Annotated in this window: 4 protein-coding genes and 1 pseudogene; all 5 read left to right on the forward strand. The window is 49.2% G+C overall.

Features of this window, described 5'->3' with window-relative positions; genetic code table 11:
• Positions 1-83 precede the first annotated feature (83 nt).
• The 5 genes and pseudogenes from DW947_RS21005 to DW947_RS21025 all read left to right on the forward strand — a co-directional run bounded on the left by DW947_RS21005 (position 84) and on the right by DW947_RS21025 (position 7,069).
• Positions 84-1,205, forward strand: a complete 1,122-nt coding sequence (locus DW947_RS21005; RefSeq protein ID WP_005809248.1) for an efflux RND transporter periplasmic adaptor subunit — start codon at positions 84-86, stop codon at positions 1,203-1,205.
• On the forward strand, positions 1,202-4,315 hold the full coding sequence (locus DW947_RS21010; protein WP_005809243.1) for an efflux RND transporter permease subunit: 3,114 nt from the start codon (positions 1,202-1,204) through the stop codon (positions 4,313-4,315). The genes DW947_RS21005 and DW947_RS21010 overlap by 4 nt, the downstream gene beginning before the upstream one ends.
• Positions 4,316-5,674: an efflux transporter outer membrane subunit gene (locus DW947_RS21015; RefSeq protein ID WP_005809240.1), complete on the forward strand. Its 1,359-nt coding sequence runs from the start codon at positions 4,316-4,318 to the stop codon at positions 5,672-5,674. It begins immediately after the preceding gene.
• A gap of 121 nt (positions 5,675-5,795) precedes the next feature.
• Positions 5,796-6,023 (forward strand): annotated as a pseudogene (locus tag DW947_RS21020) (hypothetical protein); the annotation flags it as partial.
• A 2-nt stretch (positions 6,024-6,025) separates the two neighbouring features.
• Positions 6,026-7,069: an ABC transporter permease gene (locus DW947_RS21025; protein WP_005809236.1), complete on the forward strand. Its 1,044-nt coding sequence runs from the start codon at positions 6,026-6,028 to the stop codon at positions 7,067-7,069.
• Positions 7,070-7,369 lie beyond the last annotated feature (300 nt).

The following is a 7,369-nucleotide window of genomic DNA, read 5'->3' on the forward strand; positions in this document are numbered from 1 at the left end:
AATATCCGCATGAACGAAAAAGATAAACTTTTATTCATGTTCCAAAAATCAATTTATGAATTAATACAAAACAAGAAGAAAATATGAACAAGCAATTCATTATCACGAATTTCGCCGCATTTGCTCTCATGCTGTTCCTGCCGACCGGATGCAGGCAGGCGGACGGCAAGCAGGATGCGGTGCAGAGTTATCGGGTCATAAAGGTCGCGGCAAGTCCGGTGGAAATCTCCGAGTCCTATTCCGCCGCCATACGCGGACGGCAGGATGTGGACATCCTGCCGCAAATATCCGGGCGCATTATCCGTCTGAAAGTGAAAGAGGGTGAACGGGTGAAGACCGGTCAAGTATTGGCTGTAATTGACCAAGTGCCCTATCGGGCGGCATTACGCACGGCGCAGGCCAATGTCAGCGCGGCACAGGCAAAAGTGGAAACGGCAAGAATCGAGCTGCGGGGCAAGCAGGCATTGTTTGACGAGAAGGTCATATCCGACTACGAGCTTTCTCTCGCCCGGAACCAACTGGCAGTGGCGTGTGCTGAACTCGAACAGGCAAAGGCACAAGAATCGGATGCACGCAACAATCTCTCCTATACGGAAATCAAAAGCCCGAGCAACGGAGTAGTAGGCACATTGCCCTATCGCATCGGTGCGCTTGTCGGTCCCAATATGGCACAGCCTTTCACGGTCGTGTCCGACAATGCGGAGATGTATGCCTATTTCTCCATTTCGGAGAATATGCTACGGCGATATTCGGCTCGCTATGGCTCGATTGACAGCATGATAGCCGGGACGCCGGAAGTGGGCCTGCAACTCAACGACGGCAGCCTGTACAAGGCGAAAGGACGTATTGAAACCGTAAGCGGCGTGGTGGATCCTGTTACCGGAACGGTACAAATCAAAGCCCTGTTCCCCAATCCCGACCGCGAACTGTTGAGTGGCAGCATCGGCAATGTCATCCTTCAAAACCCGAAAACGGAGGCCGTAACCATTCCCATGACCGCCACCGTGGAACTGCAGGACAAGATTATCGCTTACCGTCTGAAAAACGGACAGGCGGAAGCCGCCTATCTCACGGTGGACCGCCTGAACGACGGCAACCGGTTTATCGTAAAAGAAGGTCTTTCGGTCGGTGACACCATTGTCGCCGAAGGCGTGGGACTGGTGAGAGAAGGCATGAGCATAACCCCTAAAAACGAAACGAAATGAACCTGCGATTTTTTATAGACCGCCCGGTGTTTTCGGGCGTTATCTCGGTGGTGATTGTACTGTTGGGCATGATTTCCATGTTTTCCTTGCCGGTGGAACAATACCCCGACATCGCACCTCCGACCATCAACGTATTCGCAACTTATCCGGGAGCAAACGCTGAAACCGTGCAGAAGGCAGTGATAACCCCTCTGGAAGAAGCCATCAACGGAGTGGAAGACATGACCTATATGACTTCCACGGCATCGAATACGGGAGATGCTTCCATCAACATCTATTTCAAACAGGGAACCAACGCGGACATGGCGGCGGTAAACGTGCAGAACCGCGTGAACGGCGCACTGAGCCAACTTCCGGCGGAAGCCACCAAGACCGGTGTCACCACTGAAAAGCAGCAGAATGCCGAACTGATGACTTTCGCGCTCTATTCGCCCGATGACCGCTTCGACCAGACCTTCCTGAGCAATTACGTGAAAATCAATGTCGAGCCGAGGCTGAAACGTATCAGCGGCGTGGGAAAGGCACAGTTGTTCGGTTCCAACTACAGCATGCGACTTTGGCTGCGTCCCGACAAGATGGCGCAATACGGGCTTATCCCCGATGACATCTCTGCCGTACTTGCACGACAGAACATCGAGGCCGCCACCGGCTCCTTCGGTGCCAATCATCCTACCGCCAATGAATACACGATGAAATACCGCGGACGCTTGTCCGGAGCGGAAGAGTTCGGTGAGCTGGTCGTCAAGTCACTGCCGGGCGGCAATGTGCTTCGGTTGAAAGAGGTTGCCGATGTGGAACTGGGCGATGAATACTACAACTATTCCTCCGAGGTGAACGGGCATCCGGCAGCTATGATGCTCATCAACCAGAAAGCCGGGTCCAATGCATCAAGCACCATCAAGGAGATTCACGAAGTGCTTGACGACCTTAGCCGGGACTTGCCCGAAGGGACGGAATTCGTGGTGCTTACCGATACCAACAAGTTCCTGTATGCCTCCATCCACTCTGTCCTCCGCACCTTATTGGAAGCGATACTTCTGGTCATCGTGGTGGTGTATGTGTTCTTGCAGGACATCAAGTCAACGCTTATCCCTACCATATCCATCTTCGTTTCCATCATCGGCACATTTGCCGTGATGTCCATGATTGGATTCTCCATCAACCTGCTCACCCTGTTCGCGCTTGTGCTTGCCATCGGAACCGTGGTCGATGATGCCATTGTGGTGGTGGAAGCGGTGCAGGCGAAGTTCGATGAGGGCTATCAATCAGCAGTTCTCGCGGCTGATGATGCCATGAAAGGCGTTTCGTCGGCTATCCTGACCTCTACCATAATCTTTATGGCAGTGTTTTTCCCCGTAGCCATGATGGGCGGGACTTCGGGAGCGTTCTACACGCAGTTCGGTATCACGATGGCTGTTGCCGTGGGAATCTCGGCAGTCAATGCCTTCACACTCTCACCGGCACTTTGCGCGCTGCTGCTGAAACCCTATATCGATGAGCAGGGCAACACTAAGAACAATTTTGCAGCCCGTTTCCGTAAAGCGTTCAATGCCGTCTTCGACAGTCTGAGCCGACGCTATGTACGTGGAGTGATGTTCATTATCCATCGCCGATGGCTGTTGTGGAGCATCATAGGCATTTCTTTCGGGTTGCTGGTGCTGCTGGTCAATGTCACAAAGACGGGACTTATTCCCGAAGAGGACACCGGGACGGTCATGGTGAGCATGAACACGAAGCCCGGCACATCCATGGCTCAGACAAGTAAGGTGATGGAGCGTATCAACAGCCGTCTCGACAGCATCGGCGAGATTGAATACAGCGGTGCGGTAGCCGGTTTCTCTTTCAGCGGTTCCGGTCCCTCGCAGGCGATGTATTTCGTGACACTCAAAGACTGGGAGGATCGTAAGGGAGAGGGGCAGTCGGTGAATGATGTCATCGGAAAGATTTATGCCGCCACTTCAGATATTCCCGATGCCACGGTGTTCGCCATGTCGCCTCCGATGATTGCCGGGTACGGCATGGGAAACGGTTTCGAGCTTTATTTGCAGGACAAGGCGGGCGGAAACATCGCCGCTTTCAAGGAAGAGGCGGACAAGTTTGTCGAAGCCTTGTCGCAACGACCCGAAATCGGCGAAGTCTATTCCTCCTTTGCCACGGACTATCCGCAATACTGGGTGGATATCGATGCCGCCAAATGTGAGCAGTCGGGTGTGTCGCCCGCAGATGTGCTTTCCACATTGTCGGGCTATTATACCGGACAATATGTTTCCGACTTTAACCGGTTCTCCAAGCTCTACCATGTGACCATGCAGGCTCCGGCGGAATATCGTGTGAATGCGGAATCCCTGCACCACATGTATGTGCGCGCCTCCGATGGCGGCATGTCGCCTTTGAGCCGGTTCGTGCGCCTGACCAAGACCAACGGCCCGTCAGACCTCACCCGTTTCAACCTGTTCAACGCCATCTCGATTAGCGGGTCGCCGGCGCAGGGTTACAGTTCAGGGCAGGTGCTCGAAGCCATCGGCGAGACGGCACGTGAAGTGCTTCCGTCAAATTACACATACGAGTTTGGCGGCATTTCGCGTGAGGAAAGCAAGACGACCAACAATGCCACGCTTATATTCCTGCTCTGCATGGTTCTGGTCTATCTGATTCTGTGCGCCTTGTATGAGAGCGTGTTCATACCCTTCGCGGTTCTGTTGTCGGTGCCTTGCGGACTAATGGGCAGTTTCCTGTTTGCGTGGCTCTTCGGTCTGGAGAACAACATCTACATGCAGACCGGATTAATCATGATTATCGGCCTGCTTGCCAAGACCGCCATCCTGCTTACCGAATACGCCGGCAAGCGGCGGTCGGAAGGCATGACGCTGGCACAGGCAGCATACAGTGCGGCAAAAGTCCGCCTGCGCCCTATATTGATGACTGTGCTGTCCATGGTGTTCGGTCTTGTCCCGCTGATGATGGCGCACGGAGTGGGTGCCAACGGCAGCCGTTCGCTTGCCACAGGTGTAATCGGTGGAATGATTGTCGGTACTTTGGCTCTGTTGTTCCTTGTGCCGTCATTGTTTATTGTATTCCAATATATTCAAGAACGTGTTAAGCATAATTAAATGAAGAAGACAGTAATATATATCATATTGTCAGGATGGATGTTTGCCGGTTGTGGCACATACAGCCGGTATCATCGTCCTGACCTCTCAACGGAGAATCTGTATCGGGACGTACCGGCGGACATTGATACAACGACCATCGCGTCCCTGTCGTGGCGGGAAATGTTTACCGACCCGAAACTCCAGTCCTTGATTGAAACCGGACTTGAACGGAACACAGACCTCAATGTGGCACGGTTACGCGTGGAAGCGACAGAAGCCGTCCTGATGACTGCCAGACTATCATATCTTCCATCACTGGGACTGACTGCCGAAGGTAATGCCAATAAACATGACGGAGCAACGGCAAAGACATATAATGTGGGAGCGTCGGCAAGCTGGGAACTGGACATCTTCGGCAAACTTACGGCGGCAAAGCGTGGTGCAGCCGCCGCGTTACAAGGAAGCCGTGCCTACCGGCAGGCCGTACAGACACAGCTTGTCGCCACTATTGCAGACAGTTACTACACCCTTGCCATGCTTGACGCACAAATGGCAATAAGTAACCGGACTTTGGAGAACTGGCGGACTACCGTACGTACTCTTGAAGCGTTGAAAAAAGTGGGGAAATCAAACGAAGCCGGCGTATTGCAGGCAAAGGCGAACGTGATGCGACTCGAAGCATCCCTGTTATCCATACGCAAGAGTATTTCCGAAACAGAAAATGCCCTGTCTGCGATACTTGCCATGCCGTCACACTCGATTGGACGAAGTAATCTGGCCGAGGCTGCTTTCCCCGATACTGTCTCGATTGGAGTCCCTTTGCAACTGCTTTCCAACCGTCCCGACGTGCGTCAGGCTGAAATGGAACTGGCGCAGGCGTTCTACGCCACCAATGCGGCTCGTGCCGCCTTCTATCCCAATATTACCCTCTCGGGGACTCTTGGATGGACTAATAACGGCGGTGGCGTAATCGTAAATCCCGGACAATGGTTGCTCAATGCCATCGGTTCCCTGACACAGCCCTTATTCAACCGGGGCACAAACATCGCCAACTTGAAGATAGCCAAAAGCCGTCAGGAAGAAGCCAAACTGTTGTTCCGGCAATCATTGCTGAACGCTGGAAAAGAAGTGAACGATGCTCTGACTGCATGGCAGACGGCAAAATCGCAAATTGAAATCAATGCTCGACAGGTTGAAACATTATGCGATGCTGTGCGAAAGACAGAATCGCTTATGCGTCATTCCAATGCCACCTATCTGGAAGTGTTGACCGCCCAACAGTCTCTTCTCGAAGCGGAAGTGCAACAGCTACAAACTCGTTTTGAACGCATACAAAGTGTAATCAAACTTTATCATGTGTTGGGAGGAGGAATGTAACTGCAATAAATAGAAAAATTTGAAATTATTATTAGTGTTATTCATCTCGGATATTTTTCGTGATTCTGCCGCATGTAGATATTGTACGAAAGCAATATTTGGATTGTAAAATATCAAGCCAATGAAAATACTTTTGCAGCATAAAATATTTATAGGATACTTTCTTTTAATGGCGATCATTGGCAGCATGGTCGCTATTGTTCTGCACGAGCGTAGTCGTGTACAGAAAATAGAGAATGAATCAATCGCTATTTTTCAAACCCAGCACAATATCAATACCACACACCGCTATGTGACCACGTTAGTAACTTATGGTGAATCCGTCATGGTATGGAATGATGAGGATTCTGGGTGAAGTATAAGAATATCAGAGAAGGGGAACAATTGCATTTCGATTTGCATTTTCTTAACCGCATAAAGAAACAGTTCCCGGGGATAAAAGCTATTTCGCCTGAAATAACAGGACCTTATTCGCAAGTGATGAATAAAGCTAAAAGCGGACTTTTTAAGATTATAGGAATCAATGAAAACTATATGGGAATTAAGATACTTAAAATCAACGAAGATGGACGATATTTTAATAAAGGAGATGACGAGAATACCCGTAATGTTACCATTATCGGCGAAAATGTCAGTACGACCTTATTTAATAATCAAAAAGCGTTGGGTAAGTCGATCAACATTGCCGGTATTGATTTTAAGGTGATAGGCGTACTAAAGAATGATGATATTTTCAGCGCTTCGGAAATCAATTCGGTATATGTGCCCTTCTCAAGTTACATAAACTGTATTGACAATAAGACTCCATTGCGCGCTTTCTGTTTATATCTGAACAAAGAAGTTGATTCCAAGCGATTTGAGAATGAGCTGAGAGCCTTCATCGCTAATAAATACCAATTTGCTTATTCTGATAAGCAAGCCTTACAGATAATCAATTTTGAGACACAAACATCTGCTTTTGAGGGACTCTTTGATGGATTGAAAATGTTTATCTGGATCGTAGGAATTTGTTTTCTGATAAGTGGTATTGTTGGAGTAAGCAACATCATGTTTGTCGTGATCAAAGAAAGGAGTAGCGAAATAGGCATCCGTAAGGCTGTAGGAGCAACTCCTAAATCCATTCTTGTGTTAATGCTGACGGAATCTGTCATCATAACTGTAATCTCCGGTATCATCGGATTGATATCAGGTGCAGCTATTCTTGAGATTATAAATTGGTTGCTCGAAAGCGCCCGTCACGCGACAATGATAAAGCATGCAGAAATAGATATAAATGTAGCTGTTCTCGCTTTGGTTATCTTGATTTTGTCCGGTGTCATTGCCGGAGCATTTCCGGCTATGAAAGCATCTGTTATACAACCCATTGACGCCATTAGAAACGAAAATATAGGATAATGAAGACATTTAAGATTATATTAATTTGCATCTTTTCCGCCACACTGGCATTTGTTGCTTTTCGTTCTTCGCTAAGAGGTACAAAGGCAATTTACGAAACTACACAACCACAATATCGCGAGATCAAAGAGGAAATAAACATATCCGGCAATGTTTTTCCGATGAAGGAGATCGAAATAAAATCGCAGATATCGGGAGTCCTGGACAAGATTAATGTTTCGATAGGAGATAAAGTGCGCATAGGAGATTAAATATAAATTCAAGCAATCATAGCCCGTAATTCACTGAATTTGGCTATCT

Origin of the sequence: Bacteroides sp. AM44-19 (genome assembly GCF_003603395.1) — a bacterium.
Taxonomy (GTDB): domain Bacteria; phylum Bacteroidota; class Bacteroidia; order Bacteroidales; family Bacteroidaceae; genus Bacteroides; species Bacteroides uniformis.

Excerpts from the sequence above, each read along its gene's own strand:
- DW947_RS21005 (WP_005809248.1), top strand. The coding sequence starts at position 84 with ATGAACAAGCAATTCATTATCACGAATTTCGCCGCATTTGCTCTCATG.
- DW947_RS21010 (WP_005809243.1), top strand. The coding sequence starts at position 1,202 with ATGAACCTGCGATTTTTTATAGACCGCCCGGTGTTTTCGGGCGTTATC.
- DW947_RS21015 (WP_005809240.1), top strand. The coding sequence starts at position 4,316 with ATGAAGAAGACAGTAATATATATCATATTGTCAGGATGGATGTTTGCC.